Source organism: Acinetobacter sp. YH12064 (genome assembly GCF_013419735.1).
Classification (GTDB): Bacteria; Pseudomonadota; Gammaproteobacteria; order Pseudomonadales; family Moraxellaceae; genus Acinetobacter; species Acinetobacter amyesii.
Genome location: NZ_VOZP01000005.1, coordinates 187,874 through 209,598 on the forward strand (window position 1 = coordinate 187,874; position 21,725 = coordinate 209,598).

At 36.4% G+C, this 21,725-nt stretch carries 15 protein-coding genes and 2 pseudogenes; 11 read left to right on the top strand and 6 right to left on the bottom strand.

The genetic code is table 11. The annotated features are described in order from the left end of the window. The first annotated feature begins 22 nt into the window (after positions 1 to 22). Genes paaK through FTU13_RS06985 form a run of 3 tightly spaced genes read left to right on the top strand, consistent with a single transcriptional unit; the run spans position 23 to position 2,952 of the window. Positions 23 to 1,315: a phenylacetate--CoA ligase PaaK gene (gene paaK / locus FTU13_RS06975; protein WP_180127542.1), complete on the top strand. Its 1,293-nt coding sequence runs from the start codon at positions 23 to 25 to the stop codon at positions 1,313 to 1,315. Positions 1,316 to 1,371: 56 nt separating this feature from the next. Beyond that, positions 1,372 to 2,313: a PaaX family transcriptional regulator C-terminal domain-containing protein gene (locus tag FTU13_RS06980; RefSeq protein ID WP_180023690.1), complete on the top strand. Its 942-nt coding sequence runs from the start codon at positions 1,372 to 1,374 to the stop codon at positions 2,311 to 2,313. 39 nt (positions 2,314 to 2,352) lie between these two features. Beyond that, the gene (locus tag FTU13_RS06985; RefSeq protein WP_180127540.1) at positions 2,353 to 2,952 is read left to right on the top strand and encodes a gamma carbonic anhydrase family protein; all 600 of its coding nucleotides are present in this window, start codon (positions 2,353 to 2,355) and stop codon (positions 2,950 to 2,952) included. 5 nt (positions 2,953 to 2,957) lie between these two features. Here the strand turns inward: FTU13_RS06985 and FTU13_RS06990 are convergent. After that, positions 2,958 to 3,648: pseudogene (locus FTU13_RS06990) on the bottom strand (cupin domain-containing protein). Positions 3,649 to 5,153: 1,505 nt separating this feature from the next. Between FTU13_RS06990 and FTU13_RS06995 the strand changes: the two are divergent. From FTU13_RS06995 to FTU13_RS07000, 3 genes are read left to right on the top strand one after another with little or no spacing between them, the layout of a single operon-like run. Then, a complete protein-coding gene (locus tag FTU13_RS06995) occupies positions 5,154 to 9,710 on the top strand; it encodes an AAA domain-containing protein (RefSeq protein ID WP_257226732.1) in 4,557 nt (1,518 codons plus the stop codon). Continuing rightward, positions 9,680 to 10,339, top strand: a complete 660-nt coding sequence (locus tag FTU13_RS17445; RefSeq protein ID WP_373423878.1) for an AAA domain-containing protein — start codon at positions 9,680 to 9,682, stop codon at positions 10,337 to 10,339. The genes FTU13_RS06995 and FTU13_RS17445 overlap by 31 nt, the downstream gene beginning before the upstream one ends. Positions 10,340 to 10,342: 3 nt before the next feature. Further along, complete coding sequence (locus FTU13_RS07000; RefSeq protein ID WP_180127537.1) at positions 10,343 to 11,719, top strand: hypothetical protein; 1,377 nt, start codon at positions 10,343 to 10,345, stop codon at positions 11,717 to 11,719. Between the two features lie 145 nt (positions 11,720 to 11,864). Here the strand turns inward: FTU13_RS07000 and FTU13_RS07005 are convergent. Next, a pseudogene (locus tag FTU13_RS07005) lies at positions 11,865 to 12,787 on the bottom strand (IS5 family transposase). A 145-nt stretch (positions 12,788 to 12,932) separates the two neighbouring features. On the opposite strand from FTU13_RS07005, the gene FTU13_RS07010 reads away from it, so the two are divergent. Next, positions 12,933 to 13,259: a hypothetical protein gene (locus FTU13_RS07010; protein WP_005028412.1), complete on the top strand. Its 327-nt coding sequence runs from the start codon at positions 12,933 to 12,935 to the stop codon at positions 13,257 to 13,259. 146 nt (positions 13,260 to 13,405) lie between these two features. Here FTU13_RS07010 and FTU13_RS07015 read toward each other — a convergent pair whose 3' ends face one another. From FTU13_RS07015 to FTU13_RS07030, 4 genes are read right to left on the bottom strand one after another with little or no spacing between them, the layout of a single operon-like run. Further along, on the bottom strand, positions 13,406 to 15,031 hold the full coding sequence (locus FTU13_RS07015) for an SAVED domain-containing protein (protein WP_005006366.1): 1,626 nt from the start codon (positions 15,029 to 15,031) through the stop codon (positions 13,406 to 13,408). Positions 15,032 to 15,033: 2 nt separating this feature from the next. Continuing rightward, positions 15,034 to 15,534 (bottom strand): Mov34/MPN/PAD-1 family protein, encoded by a 501-nt coding sequence (locus tag FTU13_RS07020; RefSeq protein ID WP_005006362.1) that lies wholly within the window; start codon positions 15,532 to 15,534, stop codon positions 15,034 to 15,036. After that, positions 15,519 to 17,177 carry a ThiF family adenylyltransferase gene (locus FTU13_RS07025; protein WP_005006360.1) on the bottom strand — a complete coding sequence of 553 codons (1,659 nt, stop codon included), beginning with the start codon at positions 17,175 to 17,177 and terminating at the stop codon, positions 15,519 to 15,521. Before FTU13_RS07025 ends, FTU13_RS07020 begins: the two co-directional genes overlap by 16 nt. Before the next feature lie 9 nt (positions 17,178 to 17,186). Then, a complete protein-coding gene (locus tag FTU13_RS07030) occupies positions 17,187 to 18,200 on the bottom strand; it encodes a nucleotidyltransferase (RefSeq protein WP_005006358.1) in 1,014 nt (337 codons plus the stop codon). A gap of 731 nt (positions 18,201 to 18,931) precedes the next feature. Between FTU13_RS07030 and FTU13_RS07035 the strand changes: the two genes are divergently transcribed. From FTU13_RS07035 to FTU13_RS17350, 4 genes are all read left to right on the top strand, one after another. Beyond that, the gene (locus FTU13_RS07035; RefSeq protein WP_000678311.1) at positions 18,932 to 19,498 is read left to right on the top strand and encodes a recombinase family protein; all 567 of its coding nucleotides are present in this window, start codon (positions 18,932 to 18,934) and stop codon (positions 19,496 to 19,498) included. Positions 19,499 to 19,658: 160 nt separating this feature from the next. Beyond that, the gene (locus FTU13_RS07040) at positions 19,659 to 20,591 is read left to right on the top strand and encodes an IS5-like element IS17 family transposase (protein ID WP_174560624.1); all 933 of its coding nucleotides are present in this window, start codon (positions 19,659 to 19,661) and stop codon (positions 20,589 to 20,591) included. A gap of 269 nt (positions 20,592 to 20,860) precedes the next feature. Next, the gene (locus tag FTU13_RS17630; RefSeq protein ID WP_180127535.1) at positions 20,861 to 21,175 is read left to right on the top strand and encodes a transposase family protein; all 315 of its coding nucleotides are present in this window, start codon (positions 20,861 to 20,863) and stop codon (positions 21,173 to 21,175) included. Further along, positions 21,123 to 21,593, top strand: a complete 471-nt coding sequence (locus FTU13_RS17350; protein ID WP_218955132.1) for a transposase family protein — start codon at positions 21,123 to 21,125, stop codon at positions 21,591 to 21,593. Before FTU13_RS17630 ends, FTU13_RS17350 begins: the two co-directional genes overlap by 53 nt. Positions 21,594 to 21,725: the final 132 nt, after the last annotated feature.

The following is a 21,725-nucleotide window of genomic DNA, read 5'->3' on the forward strand; positions in this document are numbered from 1 at the left end:
TGACTGCGTAAGGAGTAAGACAATGAATAAAAATGCAATGGAACACATCGAAACCGCATCTGTAGATGAATTACGTCAACTGCAAGTTGAGCGTTTAAAAAAGACGCTCAATCATGCTTATCATAACAGCACGGTGTATAAGCAAAAGTTTGATGAAGCAGGTGTACATCCGGATGATTTTAAACATCTAGAAGACTTAGCAAAATTCCCTTTTACCACCAAAAAAGATTTACGTGACAATTATCCATTTGGCATGTTTGCGGTGCCTCAAGAGCAAATTGTGCGCGTACATGCTTCATCGGGCACCACAGGTCAACCGACGGTGGTTGGCTATACCCAACATGACATCAATATCTGGTCGGACGTAGTCGCACGATCGCTGCGTGCTGCAGGGCTAAGCAGTAAAGACACCATTCAAGTGTCGTATGGTTATGGTTTATTTACTGGTGGCTTAGGTGCACATTATGGCGTAGAGCGTTTGGGTGCTACTGTCATTCCAATGTCAGGCGGGCAAACAGACAAACAAGCGCAGTTAATTCACGATTTTAAACCAACAGCACTCATGGTGACACCATCGTATTGCTTGAATATCATTGAAGCCCTGGAGAAAAAGTTTGGTTCAGCCAAAGACTGTTCTATTAAAACTGGTGTATTTGGTGCTGAACCTTGGACCAATGAAATGCGTAAAGAAATTGAAACGCGTTTAGGTATTGATGCCTTAGACATTTATGGCTTATCTGAGGTCATGGGTCCTGGGGTGGCAATGGAATGTTTAGAGTCCAAAGATGGCCCAACCATTTGGGAAGATCATTTTTATCCAGAAATTATCAATCCTGAAACAGGCGAAGTGGTGCAAGATGGTGAACTGGGTGAATTGGTATTCACGACAATTACCAAAGAAGGCATGCCGGTGATTCGTTATCGTACCCGTGATCTGACACGTTTACTGCCAGGCACATCACGTACCATGCGTCGTATGGATAAAATAGTGGGCCGCAGCGATGACATGATGATTATTCGTGGTGTGAATGTGTTCCCATCGCAAATTGAAGAGCAAATTTTGCAAATTCCACAATTAATTGCCAATTATCAGATTCATATTTGTAAGCAAGGACACTTGGATACATTGCATATTCGCACTGAAATGCGTCAAGATAGCAGTCCTCAATTGGCGACGCAGCTTGCAAACCAATTAAAATCACAGATTAAAACCATGGTGGGGATTAGTGTGAGTGTTGAAGTGCTGAATGAAGGGAGTTTACCTCGCTCTGAAGGCAAAGCGCAGCGCGTGTTTGATATTCGACAATCCGCTTAAATGAACATGCCTGATGACTAGGCTCATCAGGCAATTCACAGGTAAATGAAAACGCAATGAATCCTAAATTAAAACAAATTATTGATGAGTTTATTCAACGTGAAGCGCTCAGTGGGACTTCATTGGTCATGACCATTTTTGGTGATAGCATTTATCACCGTGGCGGTGTCATCAGTCTTGCGAGCTTAATTCAGCTAATGGACGTATTTGGCTTGAATGAACGTTCAGTACGTACTGCGGTCTTTCGTTTGGTACAAAATGGCTGGCTCAGTTCAGAGAAAATTGGGCGCACCAGTTATTACCGTATTACGGAAAGTAGTCGTCAGCGTTTTATCATGGCTGATCAGAAAATTTATGGCTTTAGTCATAAAGATTGGGATAAAAAGTGGGACTTGGTGCTCCTGAGCTCAGTTGAACTTGAAAATAAATTGGTCTTAAAGAAAGAGCTTGAATGGTTAGGTTTTGCCAATATCGCGACCAATGTCATGGCATATCCGGGCTGTGATCAACAAAAGCTGCAAAATTTATTACTCAGTCATCAAATGACCGATCAAGTGGTGGTATTTCGTGCCGAAACCTTAGAACTTTGGCAAGAATCTTATCCCACCATTAAACGTATGGTGGTTGTGAATTGGCCCATTCAAGAATTACATCAACGCTATGAAAAATTCATTAGTGATTTTCGTGAGTTTTTCTATTTTGTCGAGCAAGATGAAGACATAGATGCTGTCCAAGCCTTTCAAATTCGTATCTTATTGATTCATCAGTTCCGTCGTATTTTACTTAAAGATCCAAATTTACCATTTGAGTTGTTACCGACGGACTGGCTGTCGTTAATTGCACGTAATTTAAGTACCAATTTGTATCAGGCTGTATTTATGGCAGGCGATGAGTTTTTCTTAAATGTTGCACGTACGGCTGAAGGCAGTATGCCGCCTGCACACCCACAGTTTTATAAACGTTTTGGTGGTTTAAAACAGCCAGATTTGAGCTATTAAGTTAGCGTCTAATTTAAAATTAACAACAAGGATAGAACAATGCCGTGCTATGCCATTGATGGCGTGATTCCTGTGGTCGATCCTCAGGCTTTTGTACACCCAAACGCCGTGTTGATTGGCGATGTGATTATTGAGGCAGGGGTTTATATTGGACCTTTTGCTGCCTTACGTGCCGATTTTGGCCGTATTTATATTCAAAAAAATGCCAATGTACAAGACTCTTGTACCATTCATGGGTTTCCAAACAGTGTGACTTTGGTGGAAGAGTATGGTCATGTTGGCCATGGTGCTATTTTGCATGGCTGTGTGGTACGCAAGAATGCCCTTATTGGCATGAATAGCGTAATTCTCGATGAAGCTGTGATTGGGGATAATGTGATTGTAGGTGCGAACAGTACAGTTAAGGCAAAAGCAGAGATTCCTAATAATATGCTGGTATTGGGCAGTCCTGCACGGGTGGTGAGAGCCTTAACCGATCAAGAAATTGCTTGGAAACGTCATGGTACGGCGCAGTACATTGAGTTAACCGAGCGTTGTCTTAACAGTCTGCAAGTGGTAGAACCTTTACCCCATGACACAGCGGAACGTTTAACCTATAAAAATTTTCAGGCAGATCATGTCTTAAAGCAACAGATATAAGCTCTTCACATATTCAATTCATCTGTCCCAACGTCTCTGGCATGTTGTAAATGCCCGCTTTTGATATACAGCGTTGCACCTAATTCGGTGGCGTTTAGATCAATATCATAATCTGAAGGAAAGCGCATCTAGGTTCCCGTAGGATATACATGGTGTGCTGAGCTAAGCGCACCTTGCAAGGATAAAAATTTCAATGCCATGTTCAGCACTTTCAGCCATGCATTGATTGGGTTTTAATTTTTCCAAAAAAGTCTGTTCAACATTTGATTTAAATAAGGAGCAGATTTCTCGGCCTTGCTGAATACGTCAATGCTTTGGGTCATGAGTATTAATGCGTGTTGGAGTCACTTCATGTTCTGTCATTTGCATGAGTTTGACAAAAATTTGGCAACCCATTTCACTCGATACCCGATGGCTAGATTGATGTGGATTACGCATATACCATCCTGCAAGATAGTGTTGATCCTCATTTTCAGTAAATGTTCCAGTTAAGACCAAAACTTCTTCACCAAGGGGGTGCGTATGTTCAGTGAATGGAGTCTGTGGCGAAAATTCAACCACACTGGTTGCGCGCGCTTTTTCTGCACCAATTCGGTCAAGCATCATACGATTGACTTGACCGCCTGGAGATTTGACCCAATGGTAATCTTGCGGAGTGATGATAATTGGTTTTGAAAAATCAGCATGAAGATGCATAACACAATACACGTTTGTAAATTTAAAGAGAAAATAAATGTAACTTTTTCAACAACACTATATGAGTTTAAAAAACTAATGCAAGTATTTGATTTATAGAGTAAAATTTATTAAAAAGAACTGAAATGGGAAGGGGGATGTCGGTTGCATGTAAAGGTGGGGAGGCAGGTCCGAGTAATCACTAGGGCCTTAGTACAAGGAGATACTATGATGATTCATGGCTCAATTTAGCGGTTCAAAAGTATCCTTACACCGCATAGCAAGATCAGCATTGTGATTATCTATAAACAAAATACCTGTTGCGACTTTAACTTCTCCACAGCGCCCAAAATTTTATAATTTCAAGCCCAAGACGGAATTTCTTACGAGCAGATTGCGACTTTACATAGTCATGCTGTGATATCGACTTGCGTTAATTTGCTTTAAAAAGCATGCAGTTGCTTGGACGTTTTGGTGATTCTAAAGATCACTCTTATTTACTTTTCAGTCGATGTTACAGTAAAAATTAGACTAAGCATCATTGGTTTACCATGGTTATATACATGGGCTCTTTGTGTTTCTTAGGAATTGATCAAAATGCCAAATATGTGTCAAAGCATATTTTAAAATGTTATCAAATTTTTCAAATATGCTGGGAGGATTGCTTGGCGTTAATATGACGGATAACAAGATGACTCTGGGAAAATAGGGTCATTAGTAAATCCTAAGAAAAACGTCATGTGATAATTTTTTGGAATCAAAGCATTAAACAAGTGATCAATGTGAGAAAATAAGAATAGTTTTTGTGCCAATTAAAGAATCAGAGAATTACGTAAGCCAGACAATAGGTCAGTATCGTGTTTAGGTTTGCATATTACCTTAGTTTACTTATGTTCACCTGAAGTCTAGTTAATAAAACTTTTATTAATTTTATTTATTATTTTCAATAACTTATATAAATAAAAAAATAATTATAAATTTTTGGTTCATGAACCTAATGAATTTATTGATACTTTTATAAAATAGAGTTAATTTGTCCGAGAGATATGGGTAGATATCTATTTTTGGTCTTTTTAGTGATTAGAGATATGACCATTGTCATCAAATTTTAAGGAATTCCTTAAGTTTTTTTCTTATAATTCAATAAAATAATTTTGAATACTCAAAAATTAAATGTAATATAAGTCACATTATGAACCGTTAAGTGAAATACGTTTTGCTTAAACGAATGATTGAGTTAGATCATCTAAATGATGATCGTGCTAGAAGACTCAGGTTTTACACCAAAATATTTGGCAGACTTTATTTTAAATACAATCCTAAACTGAATATAAAAAACCTTCGGAGGGCTTATTTGGCCAAACTAACCATCAACCTGAAAAAACTAAATTCTTACGCTAAGTATTTTTTCTAAAAGACACCGTACATATAGCATTACTTTATGTTAATAAAAATTTAGCATCATTTTTGACGCTTATTTGTTGTATGTGCAAAAGCAAGACATTTTAAATAAAGAATCTTTTAATATGAAAGTTACATATCCAGAGACAGGTATATACGAGCACGAACTCAAAGCAATTGATAAGATTAAAAAGGTCTTTGATCGTGGCGAAAAAACTAAAAACTGGCGAGCATATGCTGGTTTTGAATTTATGCATAAAAATGGAAAAAAAGCAGTAGCGAAAGGTAGTTCTGAGAAATTTGAATATGATCTCCTAATTATTACTCATGCAAACATTTTGGTCATTGAATTCAAAGACTGGAACGGTAAGGAAATTACAAAAGTTGCAGGAAAATGGTACGTAGGTAATAAAGAGCAAGATTCATGCCCTGTAGCTAAAAATGTAAAAAAAATGCAAATTATAGTTAATAAACTAAAGGATAAAGTTTCAGAAAAGAAAGCTAAGGGCATTACATTTCATTACCAAAGTGTTTCTCACTTTGTTGTCATGTGTGGTAAAGCAGATTATTCGCGCCTGCCTCCAGAAGATTTAGAGCACATTCTTTCGATAGATGAGTTTATACAATTAGCTCAACAGAAGAATTTTAATAATATGTTCCGCAAGCATCTGGAACGTGATGGTCGCATATATGATATTAAAAAAGAATATCACGCCATTATTGATGAAATTTTTGCGCCTGACCAAATTCAACCACGCTCTTTGATTATTAATAATCATGAACGAGGTGACTTGATCTTACCGCATCCTAAAAAGATTTATAGCGAGTATAAAGCGCATTCATTGACCATCGTTGGTGAAAAATCTTTAATGCGTTGTTGGGATTTTAATGAATTCAAGTTGAGTAACTCAAGAATGAGTCAGCCTCAACATCGATTCAACTTGATCTGCAATGAGCGCCGGGTTTTCCAAAAAATTAAAACAGAAAAGCCTGATCTTTATCAAAGTTGTTTGCACCCGATTACAAACCCAAGTCTTGATGACATGACATCAAAATATAATGAGTTGTATGAGTTGCCTGAGAACAGCTATCGAGTCAACGAATTCATCGGCGCTTATGCTGAGAAAATGTCTGAATCTGAGAAATTGGATTTATTCCAGATTTTGCTTGGTAAATTTAATCACCTACATCAAATGGGAATTACTCATGGTGATGTGGGTGATCATAGTGTGTGGATCTCTTATAAAAAGGAGATATTGCTATCCAATTTTTCGGCAGCAAATGATCAAATACAGCCCTCGAAAATTGACCCTGAACTGGCTAACGAACTCCCATTTTTGAATACAACAGCTCATCTTCCGAATCTTGCGCTGACAGCTGCACAAAAGGATGTGTATTGGTTAGGGCAGTTAATCCTTCATATTTGGAAGAATGCTCGACTGAGCCCACGTTCATTGAAAAAATTTAGTCTTGAGGAGCGAGATCAGAACCACTGGTTAGAGCGTATTTTAACACGAGCTTTGACAGGGAAATATGATAATGCATGTGCAGTATTCCAAGATTTCTTAGCTCAAAAACCTGCTGAACAAGTTAGTTATGAACTTGATGCAGATGTACTGAATCCATATTTAAATCAGACAAATACCTATATCAGTTACCCGATATTTGGCGCGCCTATTGATGCTAACCAAAATTTTACACTCTATGCATCAGGCAACATGTTAGTCAAAACATGGATGGGTAAAGTTGCATCTGCAATGACAACTTATCAAAAGAGTTGTTTTAAGCGATTCTTTGAAGAACTTAAAATGACGCAGGCTCTCAATTTGCCATACCTTCCTAAGATTATTGATTTTGGTTTATCAACTAGCACAGCATGTGTGTATCTAGTAACTGAAATGGTAAAGGGTGAAGCTTGGTCAACGGTTATTGAGGGCTTAACTGAGGATGAAAAAAATGAACTTTCACTTCAGTTATTGCATTCTCTGAAAAAATTTCATGAGCATGGCTTTCAACATGGAAACTTGGATGATGAAAAGATTCTAGTAGATAAAACAAACTTGAAAGTTAGTTTTAATGATTGCTTCCATCCTGAAGTACCACAACCTGATTCTTCTAATGCTTATTTCCCATCTGATATTGAAGATCCAACAGTCATTCAGTGTGACAACTTTACTGCATTGAAATTAATCGCAGATCTATACGATATAGACTTGGCTGTGGATGATGTGGCTTCAATGGATCCTACTTTATCCTGGCTAAATACAGCCTTGAGCATAGAAGGAATGGAAGATCCAAGTGTACGCTATATTGATAATTCTCGCTTTATAGAGGCATTTGAATGTAAGGGTGCTATTGTAAAAGAAGCTCCTCAGATTAGTATTTATACAAGTAAGGTTGAGACGCCCTTTACGATTTATCCCGAAAACGGCAAAGTTTATATCCAACTTGAGGCAGCAAGTGAGGGGGATTTTCGATTTACACTTAGCGGAATCAATGGCATGTTAAAAGGGTTTTATAAGCCCCATGAAAATCAATTAAGTTTCCTTGATTTTGTCAAAAAACAAGACCTGTGGTGGAAGGCTAGTAGGGATGCAGATCTGACTATTGATGTTAGCATTGAAGTCCACCCGATATCTGGGATGAGTAAGCGTGACAACATTGTAGAGTTAAATGACTTCTTAGCAAAAGATCAAAACTTTAAGGATGCTATTGAACAGTTTAAGCAAGCACAGCTCAAAAGGACTCAAGAGAAAGAGGAAACATTACGGGCTCTGCGTGAACAAAAAGCATTACAAGAAGAGATAGGCGATGTTATAGCTACTGATGAGCTTATGGCACAGCCAATGAGTCATCTGCCTACACATAGCCACTTAATTGATATTGAAACGAAAGAGTTGTGGAAAAAAGTCATGGCGACTGAGCGTCATGCACATCCTACAATCACTCTGTCTGAGCCGTTAAAGATAGTTTCGAGCAAACATTTTAAAGATTCAAAGAGTGCTATTGCATACTATGACTCTGCAGAAGATGTTTCAGCTAAATTTTCAAAGACCGATAAAGTCGATGTAATGTGCACTAAAGAAACTGGGGCGGGAGGTGATTACACTTTCTGCATAGGTACGGTGAATATTGCGCAATCAAAAGTCGGAGAATTGTGGATCGATTTTTGTAAAAAAACAAATGAAGTTCCTGAAGAAGCAACACTGTTTCTACAAAGCAAGGCAGATAAGTCATCTAATCGGAAACGTGCAGATGCTCTGACAAATATTCTGAGTAATAAGGCTGTCATTGAAAATCTCGTAGATTACTTTGAACCATCATTAGTGATTGAAGCAAAAGATTATGAGATTGAAGTGCCTGATGAAGATCTAGATCACTATAACAAATACAAAAATGGGGAATTGGTTAAAGCCCTCAATCCATTACAACGTAAAGCGTTCCGTAATGTGCTTAAGTATGGACCTGTATCACTATTAAAGGGACCACCAGGAACCGGCAAAACTGAATTTATCTCTATACTGGCTCACTATCTCTATGATAAACAAAATGTATCTAACATCTTAATTGTTAGTCAGTCGCACGAAGCTGTAAATACAAGTGTTGAGCGTATACGTCAGCTATGCACAGAGTATGACACACCATTAAGTATTGCTCGAATAAGCAATAAAGAGAGTGCTGTGTCTCCTGAATTAAAAGATGTCTATACAGGCTCAATTATTACGAGCCAGATAGAGCTGTTTAAGTCTAATATTAAAGAAAGAGTGCTTGAGCTTGCAAAAGATTTATCACTTGAAGCTGAATACTTGAGCGATCTTTATGAAATCAGAGTCACTATTTTAAATAGTCTTAAATCTGCGTATCAGTCAATCGACCAAGATGATCTTGATCAAAAGTTTAGTTTCTCATTAGAAGAGTATACCCAGGCTTTCAAATCAGCAATGCATAAGCTGAAGAGCATGTTTGACGGAAATCAAGACTTTTGGGATCAACTGGAAGACTGTATCAATGATAAAGAGATAACAGTATTAAACCAGTTAAATAAGATCGACATGATTACGTTCGCAGCACTTAATCAATACTACGGGGTATCTAATGAGGAAGGACTTAAAGCGAAAGCCTTGATCAATATTGCCCTAGATTATGAACCATTAATTGAAAGCCAAAATGCTAATTATGAAAGTTTTCTGGTCAAAACAAGGCAATTAGTCTGTGGCACATGCGTTGGTGTTGGCCAACAAAGTATTGGAATCGCCAATCACGTATTTGATTGGGTGATTATTGATGAAGCAGCACGTTCAATCGCTTCAGAATTGGCAATTGCAATGCAGTCAGGTGCACGTATTTTATTAGTTGGGGATCAAGACCAACTTCCTCCACTATATTCGAGCGATCATATAAAGGCTTTAGCTAAGCAACTTAAGATATCAGATGATGATTTGGAAGATAAATTACAAAGCGACTTTGGCCGTATCTTTAATTCACATTATGGACTAAAGGCTAGTTCAGAACTCTTGTCACAGTACCGAATGAGTCCGAGCATCGGCGAATTAGTTTCAGACTGTTTTTATGAAGGAAAACTTGAAACTGAAGTTGTCGATTCTCGTGGTTTAAGTGATGAAGAGCTGAAAGAAATTAAGTTAAAGCGATTGTGCCTGATAACTATGCATCCGACATCGTAATAGAATTGAATTCAACAGTTACTTGGGTGGATACTGGGAATGCTGAGCATTTCAAAATGGAGAAAGGTAGTAGTATTTATAACCCACATGAAATTAATGAAATTATCGATTTTCTTCAGCGGATTGACCAAGACAAACTCTTGTTAAATAAATTAGTGCCAGAGCCTGATTCCCTTAAAGAGCCTGCTATTGGTGTAATTTGTACCTATGCTGAGCAAAAAAACCGGTTAAGAAAAGCCTTCTCTTTGTGTGAAGTGTCAGATGCATTGAGATCAATTGTGCGTATTGATACGGTGGATAGTTATCAAGGTAAACAGAATAAGATCATCATTCTCTCAGTTACGCGAAATGATCCAACTAAGTTTCCTGCATTTTTGAAGTCACCAAATCGTGTGAACGTGGCTTTATCTCGCGCAATGGATCGTCTTGTAATCTTTGGTGCGTCAGAAATGTGGCAAGGAGTCAACAGTAACTTACCTTTAGGACGCGTATTAAATTACATCAAGTGCCGTGAAAATCAGACTTTAGAATATCGATATATTTCAAAACGCGCCATTGTCAAAATAGTACAAAACAATCCGCACATTAATAAAAATAGATCAAAAAAATATAGAAAGGCAGGGGTATAACTCATGGAAAATTCACTAAGAAGCTATCATGACGTAGATGTTACATTGCCATCACAACTATTCAATGTGGCATTTAGCTATACCACAACAGATACCTTAGATTTTATTGATTCTATGGTATTGCGCCTATTGGTAATTGCACCACTTTCTGCTGAAAAAATAGCGCGGTTCTTAGGGTTATCTAATCATGAAACAGATGTGCTATTAACTAAATTATTAAAACAAATGCAGATAAAACATCTTGAAGATGATCGATTTGCTCTGACTCTGCGACTTGAGAAAGCATTCTCGGATGTTTGTGCAATTCCTTATGTAAATAAGATTGAGGACAATATTCAAAAGATGAGTTTTGAGATGATTGGCTTGAATCCTGAGCCAGTTAATCCCAACGCATCTGACAATGGGGCAAATTCAATTAAATTAGATGCTTCTAACCAATACCTTTCAAATGGTGAGTCTTTGGTTAGTAAGGAGTTTCAGAAAAATTTTCGATTTTATTTCAGCCAAGGATTAGTTAAGTTGAATCCATCAGTGGATGAAAAGAAGCTGCAACTGTATAAAATGAGCCAAGTGGAAAAATTGCGAGACCATTCTCGTCGTTTTACATTACCATTGACGCTTGATGAGAATTATACACCTACAGAGATTAGTGATTTTAATCACATGGAAAATCTTAACAAAATCGAAGATTCTCTTTACGCTGCTCTTAGATCAGCTAAGAAGCCACAAAATATTGAGGATATTCTAAAGGTACTCCATGAATTAGATATGGAGGATACTTTTTCAGTTGAATCTATTTTTAGCGAGAATAAGCTTAATTTAGATCGCTTATTTAAGCTAGAACACAAATCCAATGAATACTTTATCGGGCCAATATATTCTAAGGAAAATTCAGACCTGTTTTTCAAAACAATCAAACAATATCAAGACCAGAATAATGATGATAAACAGCTGTATTGGTTAGCTCCATCAGATGAATTTTGGGGTAAGTCAGATAGATTTAGTGATTTTATTGATCGTTTATCGACAACCACAATTACCAAAAACTTTAAATGCTTCTTACCAGTGGCATACAGAAATGATAAACAATCAATCGCAAGTTATAAAAAACTAATCACAGCTGAGGCAGGAGCCAAGCACTTTCTAACGTTTAAGGAAAGTAGTGTAGTTTTTGACGGTAATTTTGAGCTTTTGGTTATGAAAGACTCTTTTTGTGTTTTGATTATTCACGTTAGTGATTCATCCACAAATATTTTAACAACAGTGCCTGTGGGTATTATTGTCAAAAATAAGGCTATTGCCCAATCGTTTTATAAGTTTTTTGAAGACTTAGAGAACGATGGAGAGAACTTCTTTGGTTTATTAAATTCTAAAAAATAGAATAATCATCTTAAAAAGCTAGCAGATTTGCTAGCTTTTTTAAACTCAAATTAGAGTGGCAACAATCCAGACCAGACATTTCTACTTTGAAGTGGCTTTGTTGCACAAAGATTTGAAATGCAAAGCGCCCCTAATTGAGCCAAATTTAAGGCGTAACTTGGGTAAGTGGTCGACCTAATTCCGTAAATCTGTTAAGGACTGCTACACGTGCATGGATCTCATTCACTTGGCTATCAAAACTCCTTGCACTGAGTTTATCTCCTAATAATTTGATGCAATGCATCTTAGTTTCAACCAAACTTCGCCGATGATAGCCTGACCATTTTTTCCATAGTGTCCTGCCTAAACGTTTAATTGTTCGAAGTAATTCATTTCGCTCTAGCGAGCTACTCTTTGTATCTTTCCATTTTTTCTAGGTGGAATCACCGCATGCGCTTGCCGATCTGCAATGACCTGACGGCATTGCTTGGTGTCATAAGCCCCATCGGTATAAACAGAGTCAATCCGCTCATCTTGTGGAATCTGATTAAGTAAATCACCAAGCACCTGTGAATCACTGACATTATTGGTTGTAAGCTGAACTGCTCGTATTTGTAGGGTTTTAGCATCTATACCAATATGAAGTTTACGCCATTGGCGACGATATTCAGGTCCATGTTTCTTGCGTTTCCATTCGCCCTCACCTAGAAACTTCATGCCTGTAGAGTCCATGAGTAGATGCAGCCCATCGCTACTTTTTTGGTAGCTGATTACAATATCAATATGCTTTTGTCTTCTACAAAGCGTGGTGTAATCTGGAGCTATCCAATTTAATCCGCAAAGTTTAATCAGACTTTGCACAAAGCCAGTGACCATACGTAAAGACAGACGGAATAAGGATTTAATCATTAAGCAGCATTGGATGGCTGCGTCGGAGTAGATTTGATTTCGCCCTTGTTTGCCTTTTGATGGAGCATATCATTGCGTAGCAGGATCAAACCAAATGGCAATATTTCCTCGACTCATGAGTGCTCGGTTATATGCGGGCCAATTGGTTGTGCGGTAGATTTTGTGTGTAGGCTTCTTCATTTGAAAATTATATCGCTGAAAAACCCTTTACAGATAGGTTTGTGCAACAAAGCCATTCAGAATTGAAATAGAAAAATTTAAAAATAAATAACTTGGAAATAGATTTTATGATAAAATTCAATCAGCTATATTAATTTCTACACTTATGTCTGCACTACAAAAAATTAATGAAGATATGATAGTGAATCTTCCTAAGGGTGATTTACACGTTCATTTAAATGGAGCTATTCCAACAAATTTAGTTAAGGAATTATTAGCAAAAAATACAAATGGAATTCCCTCAAATTTTGATATTAATAAAGATTTAAATATTCTCGAACCACAAAAAAATCTGCAAGATTATTTAAAACCATGGAAAGTCTTAAATTTAATACCTAGATCGCAGAGTGATTTAAATAAAATAGTATTACAAACATTTTTTAGTTTAAAACGGCTTTGTTGTATAAACATTCTTCAAGATACTGATTTTTAAGGATTTGTTTAAATTTTAATCCAAAAATAAATTAAACAAAATCATAGTCTTAGATATTTATGCAACAAAGCCCCATTAGAGCTAAACTCCATTTACTAATGTCATATTTAAATCTAATGGTATGAAAGTACTATCAAATATACTGTTTAAATTACAGCGATTTCATTCTTGCTTCCATTATTTCGAATTTGAAGTCTTGGAACCATTGAATTATTTAAGTAATCATAAATAACCATTTCAGGATGATGCAGATCAAATGCTTGTCCAAACCATATACAAGCAGCATTGGATGCACATGGTAAGACATGAATTTTGGTAATTCCTTTATCTGTTAGACTATGAAATAACGCATGAATATCTTGCATGAAACTTAGTCCTCGTTCAGGATTTCTTATTGCTCCATTCCCCATATATTCTGGTTTAGCAGTAATATTAATTACCGGATGTCCTAATTCAACAGCCTTATTTTTAGAGGTTTCTGGATCAGCAGTGAGATTCAATCTAATAGTAATTTCAGTACAATCTTCTATTTCACTGAAATTATTAATTTCATACGCTTTGGTTGTACATATAAGATCAGGCCACATCCAACAACTTCCATCCCTATACATAAGCATAGGTATAAATTTCCCTTTATTTCCTAATTTACTTCCTAATGCTATTAGGCATGGCATAGGGCCGAAGCCAAAAATAGCTACTCTCTTATCATCAAATTTAGTTTCCCTAAGTAATTGTTCTGTTTGAACTTCAAATTCTTCTAAAAAATACTTTTTATAGAACTCATCAGCTGAAGCTCTTAAATGAGCTGGTAATGGTTCATGAATTAGTGTCTTATCTTTATGCAAAATAGATTTTAATGGGAGAAGGCAGCTTGCAATATCACGTCGTGAAGGAGACTGAGGAATATTGCGATTCACGGGCCAGAAAAATAAATACACTGGCATAGGAGTAAAGCTTAAAGAATCTAATAAATCTTCGCATTGTGCTGTGAAATTACTTCTCATTTGCGAGAGTCTTGAAGCTGTATATTCTGCGCCAGCAACTTTATCAATTAACCTATGATGTTTTTCACATAATAATAAAATATTCGTTGGATCATCTGATAGTTGATATGAGAAGAAGGGGATACCGCGAGTAGAATTTTCTGATGCTGCAACATTATGAGCTAAAACGCCATATGTACCTTCAAATCCAGTTATTTCATCTATGTTTAATTTTGCACCACATCCTTTAAACATACATCGGCCATGACTTGAGAGATAAATCTGGTTTTTATCTTTTTCAGATAAATCGTTACCCCTACCTGTAAGATGCTCAAAATCAAAAATTCTTTTTATGAAATATTCTAATTGGTTTACAGGGTTTGGTTTTTGTTTAGGAATCTTTCTAGGAACAAAATCTACATCTTTAACTTCGCTCTCTTGAGAGGAGGTTAAATTCCATGTTTCTTTTAACTTTTCAAAATCATGTAGAGTGTGGGCATCAATTATGTGACCTTGAAGAAAGCGTGCATAAATGGAAATTTTTTTGGCAAGCAATCTTCGGACAAAAGTTAAAGTATCATCATAATTGAGAATTATACGGAAAAAACTTTCAGGGCTTTTATTTTTCAATAAGACAAAAATTATATTTTTACGTTCTTCATCAACTAATACACCTAATGAATCTATACAAATATGCTTTAAAATTTCTTCTATATATTTATTTGCATTTGATAAATCATCTATTGCTGATAAAGAAGTCTGTAAACTTAGGGATGGGTCTAGTTGCATTTTCAATTTAACTCAATATAACCTAACAGTTTGATTTTAAAATTTTTTCTACCAATCCAGATTCCAGTTTTTACTCTTCCGATTATTAAATATAAAACTGGGTCATTAAGATTGGTAATGCCATTTAGAACAGTATCTATATCCCTTAAATCGGTTGGAGAGGGTGTTGGTACATCTTCAGGATGTGTATGCCATAGGCCTTGAAAATTATAGAATTTTTTAGATTCGTTCCAAGCTTGTATTAAAGCATATTGGTGGGACTTTGACCTAAAGAAAGACATACGTGTTTGACAGTCTCCTTCCATAGGAGAAGTAAAGCTTTCAATGATTTTAGCTTTAGTTTCTATGTCTGTTCTTCCAATTAGAATGCCACCCGATTCTGGAGAATCTGATTCTAATTGTATAAATTGCTTTAAACTCTTTAAAACATTTGCTTGAATAATAAAGACTTGGCCTGTAGGTGTGTCACATTTAATCCTCCCTTGAGTTATGTATTGCAACATGGGCATACTTCTTTATAAATTTCTTTTAAATTCAATATATTAATTCCATTTGAATTATTTACTGAATTATAAAAAGGGGTAGTAATTATTCCATTTTTATTTGCATTCTGATTGTCGCCAGAAATAGAAACAAATCCTAATTGTTGATTCAGGACATATTCAGAAATATAGCTTGCTAGCTTCATGCAATTTAAAGAAGAGAAGGGGGTAAATGCACCAGCACACCCTGTAATATTTTTAGCAATTAGCTGTCCAGATTGTACATATTTATACATAGGGGTAAGACTTTTATTTGATTTTTCATCAAAATATAAGCAGTTTAAACATCCTACATGTTTATTATTGAAAGAAATAAAATGTCCACCTAAATCATAAGGTTCTAACCAGCCTATTATTACTTGAATGTTTGCACTTATTTCATAAATAGTTTTTACGAGAGAAATCTCAGTAGGAGTATGGCCAATTGCTATGATGATAGTATCAATATCTTCAGTAATTTTTGATTTTATCCAGCTTTCACCATGGCTTACGAATGGAAAAATAGTTAATCCGGGCCTTTCTATTAAAAACTTATTAGCTAAAGAAGTAGATTTATAGGTATTAACATACTGCAAACCTAAAGAATGACGATAAATATTATCTGTTTTTAAAAGCTCTGGATCTATGAAAGAAAATTTATTTACGCCTGTTTGAGCTAATATCTCTGCAATCTTTGAGCCTAAAGCCCCACATCCGATAATCGCTATATGTCTTGTTTTTTTCTCTTGCCCCGTTCTATTTAATAAATAATCTATCCACGCTCTTTGTGTTAAAGAGACTTTAAAGCCTTTGAAGGATACTTTTTCTTTGAAAGAATACCAAATGGCATAATAAAAAATCACATAAGCAAATCCATGTTCATTTGGAATTCCCACTAGGGCATAATGATTGCCTTGTTTTAACAAAGATCGTTTGTTCTCATTAGAGAGGGTATTAACAATTTTTAGAAAATAGTCCTCATTAAAATAATCTCCTATATCTGGTATGGGGAAAACAGAAGCATCTTCTAATAATATCTTATGAATTTTTACTTTTGTGAGCTGGTTGTGGTTTATGTAAGAACTATCGCCATCATCAATATGCTCTAATATTTGATGATTCCCTTTTGATGATTTTCTTAACCAACCATATAAATTAAATGTAGAAGTAGGGTCGCAATGTAATATTACATCCTCATTTATATTTTGAGTGCTGCCTAAATATCCTTCTAGTTCGTTATACAAGCTTACTCGGTTGTTTAATTGAAAATTAATAAAAGATTGCTTGAGTATATCTATAGCCCTTTCAAAGAATTCAGTAATAAGTTCTTTATGTCTATAGCCTTCAAAGTTTTCACCTTGATGATCCGTAGTACAAATTTCCCCACTTTGACTCACATGATCTAAGGCAGACATTGGTCGTGTCAATATTCTAAAAATGGGAGGTATCGTCCAATTAGCTCTATTTTGAAAAATTAGACCAAGGCAAACCTGTTGTGTATTAATGAGAAAATCAAATTTTAGATTAACCCAATCCTTAGTAATAGAAGTGACATGGATATTTTGAGCTCCATGTTCACTTAATAGCTTTTCAATATTGTCTAACTTTGGGTTATCAAAAAACATTGAGTTTTCCTAAGCAGATTTTCCTTCTTGAGTGTAATAAGTTTGTACTACTGGTTCGGACACTTCTTGTATTTCAGGGATAGGGAATTGTCTTCCAAAAGTTTTATTTAAAATTTTGCAAGCTTCTACTGTATCAGTTTCCTCATTTACAGCTTCTAAAGATGATTTTAAATCTTCAAGTTTTGATTTTAAGTGCTCCATTTGTTTTCGGGTCAATTTTTCGAGTAAGTCTACACCTTGATGTGCAGGTAAATTAATTACGAGTCTGAAGTAATACTCGTTATTTTCTGGATCAATGCTAAAGGTAGTGAATTGATCTAATACATTATTTACTATAGAAAGTAATACCTTATTATCATTCTCATAATCTTCAGCTGTTATATGCTCATATACAGCTGTAGTGATAGCAATACTCTTAAAAAAATCTAGACCTTTCTCATTTCGCCATTGTTTCAAGTAGCGAGTACATCGTCTAAACTGATGACGTAAATCTGAATCATCTTCAAATTTTCCCAAAATTGTATCGGTAAGTTCAGTAGGATTTGAAATATCCCAAGTCTTAAGGTCTTCAGAGGAGAATTCCTTACCTCGAGCTAGATACATATTGCCTTTGTCGTCTTCAGCGTAGATGGGCAGATCTACATGATAATCGGGACTACCATTTTTGAGATAAGTGACAGTTACGCAAGGTCGTTTGATCGTTACAGTTCTATTTGAATGAGTTAAAGCATCTCTAACAATTTTTTTAATTTCTACTGAGCCATATTCCTCTTTGTCACAATCTAATAAAACTCCTACATCAATATCATAATCTCCATTCTTAGGCTTAATCCCTGTGCCCAAGGCATAACTACCTTGATTAAAGTATTCAACAAATTGAGGACCATTTGGATCCTTTTTGAGTTCATCTTTTAAGGTGCTAATCAAAAGGTCACGTTTTTCACGTAATGTACTTTCTTCGTCATAACGACCTAATCGAATATTTGTGTGGAACTTAGCATAGTGTTTTTGTGGATTCGCCATATTGTTGTATTCCTGTAGTGCTTTTGTTGTTATGGGGATCTCCTATATTAAATACAAGTTAAGACATTAAAAAAAATAGAATTTTTAAAGGGAAAATTTAATCAAAAAATATTTAAACAAACGATGAGATGTATCAATCTCCAATTTTTAGCATTCCTTCCCAACTAAAATAGTTTTGAGTCAAATTCTTTCTGGACATCGCCCATACACGACCATGCATCTTGCAAGGTCCAATTACGGCATCGCCACCACAGAGTAAAAAGAATGTTCAAAATAAACAGTCTAAAAATTCTGAATAGCCTTTTAGAACAGAGAGTTAAGGCACACAATTTAAAATAGTCAGTGAGCCTATCAAAATCCTCATGTATGAAACCTAAGAAGTTCCACATTTTTCTGGGTATACAAGCCTAAATTTTATGGAAAGAATTCATATGCTGCTCCTTTAGCTAAAAGAGTATTCAGCTTACGATTCGTGGTTATTTTCAACAGTGCCTTCTGGTAAGGGTCGGCACCTGCACATCAAAAAAATCTCCCCCCAGAGTACGGCTGTTTCTATCGGGGGTAGAATATTCATTCTGTTACTTTAGACTATACCCTAAAGTTACAATCTGAAAGTTCATGAAATTATGTATCATTTAAATGATTTTTAATCATAAGTAACATGTAACTTTAGTGTTAAAGAATTATAATTTACGAAATTGTTCATTTTTATCCAATTGGGGCGTGAAAAAGTGAAAGGCCAAAAAGTAGGGTATGTCCGGGTAAGTTCTGTCGAGCAAAACACTGGACGTCAACTTGAAGGAATTGAGGTCGACCGGATTTTTGTTGACCGTGCTTCAGGTAAAAATACTGACCGACCTAAATTTCAGGAAATGTTGAACTATGTCCGGGAAGGGGACAGGGTGATTGTACATTCAATGGATCGTTTTGCGCGAAGCCTAAAAGATTTGGTCACTGAAGTAGATAAACTGGTCAAACGAGGGATCGCCATCCAGTTTGTAAAAGAAAATATTACTTTTACAGCCGAATCCACCCCGATGGATAATTTGATGCTTCAAATGATGGGTGCTTTTGCACAGTTCGAACGTGAGATCATTTTAGAGCGGCAAAAGGAAGGAATAAAACTCGCCTCTGCTCAGGGGAAGTACAAAGGTCGGGTGCATAAACTAAAGCCTGACCAAGCTGAAGCTTTACGACAAGCATGGAAGGAGGGGAAGTATCCATCGAAAATGGCATTAGGGAAAGCTTTTGGGATTAGTCGTCAGGCGGTATACCGATATTTACAAGTTAGTGAATAGCTTATTGGGATTAGCAACTAAATTTAGTTTAACTTATAAAAATCATGAAACACTATTCGAATTTTAAGCGTGGAACATGAATAATCAATAAAAAGCCGCTCTGGTGGGCTTTGTTGCACAAACCTATCTGTAAAGGGTTTTTCAGCGATATAATTTTCAAATGAAGAAGCCTACACACAAAATCTACCGCACAACCAATTGGTCCGCATATAACCGAGCACTCATGAGTCGCGGAAATATTGCCATTTGGTTTGATCCTGCTACGCAATGGTATGCTCCATCAAAAGGCAAACAAGGGCGAAATCAAACCTACTCCGACGCAGCTATCCAATGCTGCTTAATGATTAAATCCTTATTCCGTCTATCTTTAGGTATGGTCACTGGCTTTGTGCAAAGTCTGATTAAACTTTGCGGATTAAATTGGACCGCACCAGATTACAGTACGCTTTGTAGAAGACAAAAGCATATTGATATTGCAATCAGCTACCAAAAAAGTAGCGATGGGCTGCATCTACTCGTAGACTCTACAGGCATGAAGTTTCTAGGTGAGGGCGAATGGAAACGCAAGAAACATGGAGCTGAATATCGTCGCCAATGGCGTAAACTACATATTGGTATAGATGCCAAAACCCTACAAATACGCGCTATTCAGCTCACAACCAATAATGTCAGTGATTCACAGGTGCTTGGTGATTTACTTAATCAGATTCCACAAGATGAGCAGATTGACTCTGTTTATACCGATGGAGCTTATGACACCAAGCCATGCCGTCAGGTCATTGCAGATCGGCAAGCACATGCGGTGATTCCACCTAGAAAAAATGCGAAACCATGGAAAGATACAAAGAGTAGCTCGCTAGAGCGAAATGAATTACTTCGAACAGTTAAACGTTTAGGCAGGACATTATGGAAAAAATGGTCAGGCTATCATCGCCGCAGTTTGGTGGAAACCAAGATGCATTGCATCAAATTATTAGGCGATAAATTAATGGCAAGAAGCTTTCCTAGTCAGGTGAATGAAATTCATGCACGTGTAGCAGTCCTCAACAGATTTACGGAATTAGGTCGACCACTTACCCAAGTTACGCCTTAAATTTGGCTCAATTAGGGGCGCTTTGCATTTCAAATCTTTGTGCAACAAAGCCCTTTAGAACCAGAATCTAAATAGTACTTATTTTGCTTATATCATATCTAATAGATCTCTTTCATAAATCAAAAAACGAGCACCTTTTTGATTGATATTTGTACTCTAATTTTCTTAGCATTCGTGCATAATCTACGGATGAAATACATTGATTCAAGAAGCTTTCTGAAACACAGTTTAAGCGATATACAGGCATCTCATGGTCAACCTTTTATTTAATGGTTGAGCAATTGCAGAAGCATGTTCCAGCTAAAGGCAGACCACCCAAATTAAGTCTGGAGGATCAGGTTCTGCTCTGTCTGAGCTATTGGCAGGAATACCGAACCTTATTTCACATTGCTACGAGTTACGGGGTTTCAGAGCCTACAGCCTCAAGAATTGTACGTCATGTTGAAGATTGTCTGCTTCAGTCCAAGCTGTTTAATTTACCGAAGAATTTGCCCGAAGGCGAAAGCATAGACTGGAATGTGGTGATCCTGGATGCCACAGAAATTCCAATTCAAAGGCCTAAAAAAACAGAAGAAAAGCTATAGTGGCAAGAAAAAGACGCATACCTTTAAAGTACAGGCCATCATCCATTATAAAACTCAGCAAATTCTGAGTTTATGCATTGATCGCGGTACGGTGCATGACTTCGAGCTATTCAAACGCAATTTAAAGCAGATTCCATCTGGAGCTTTTATCCTTGCAGATAAAGGCTACCAGGGAATTTATGCTGTGTATCCTAATAGCCTGTTGCCGTTAAAAGCCAAAAGACGCTGTAAATTGGATCCTGAACTCAAAATCTATAATCAGGAAATCAACAAAAGAAGAATCGGGATCGAGCATGTATTTGGTCGCCTGAAGACCTTTAAAATTCTTGCTGGACGTTACCGAAATAGAGGTAAAAGACTGGGTTTGAGATTCAGTTTAATTACTGGAATCTATAACTTGGAGTTGAGTGAAAAATGATTTATGAAAGAGGTCTACTAATGACGTATAAAGTTTTATATAATTTTCCTGTTTATGTGATTTAAAATTAGGTACGTACACCGCCTCAACTTTTTAATAAAGTATAAAAGATGTTTGTGTAGGCAATACACT